This window comes from Serratia sp. 22278, from assembly GCF_052045405.1.
Classification (GTDB): domain Bacteria; phylum Pseudomonadota; class Gammaproteobacteria; order Enterobacterales; family Enterobacteriaceae; genus Serratia; species Serratia marcescens.
The window spans coordinates 1-608 of record NZ_JBQEOW010000034.1; the positions used below are offsets into that span (position 1 = coordinate 1).

A 608-nucleotide genomic window follows, 5' to 3' on the forward strand; every position below is an offset into this window, starting at 1 on the left:
AAACGCAGGGCGGTGTCGTCGGTGAACCAGCCGTCGACGTGGCCGTCGATGGAGATGCCGTTGTCATCGTAGAAGGCGGTCAGCTTGCCGAGCTTGAGGGTGCCGGCCAGGGAGCAGACTTCGTGCGAGATGCCTTCCATCATGCAGCCGTCGCCCATGAAGGCGTAGGTGTGGTGGTCGACGATGTCGTGGCCGGGGCGGTTGAACTGCGCCGCCAGGGTGCGTTCGGCGATGGCGAAGCCGACGGCGTTGGCGATGCCCTGGCCCAGCGGGCCGGTGGTGGTTTCAACGCCCGGGGTGTAGCCGTACTCCGGGTGGCCCGGGGTTTTGGAATGCAGCTGACGGAAGTTCTCCAGCTCGCGCATCGGCAGGTCGTAGCCGGTGAGGTGCAGGAGGCTGTAAATCAACATGGAGCCGTGGCCGTTGGAGAGCACGAAACGGTCGCGGTCAGCCCAGTGCGGGTTAGTCGGGTTGTGGTTGAGGTAGTCACGCCACAGGACTTCGGCGATGTCCGCCATGCCCATAGGGGCCCCCGGGTGGCCGGAATTTGCTTTTTGTACGGCGTCCATGCTGAGTGCGCGGATGGCGTTGGCAAGCTCTTTACGAGA

At 64.3% G+C, this 608-nt stretch carries 1 pseudogene; it reads right to left on the reverse strand.

The annotated features are described in order from the left end of the window. Nucleotides 1-608 (reverse strand): annotated as a pseudogene (locus ACTJJ6_RS23565) (transketolase); the annotation flags it as partial.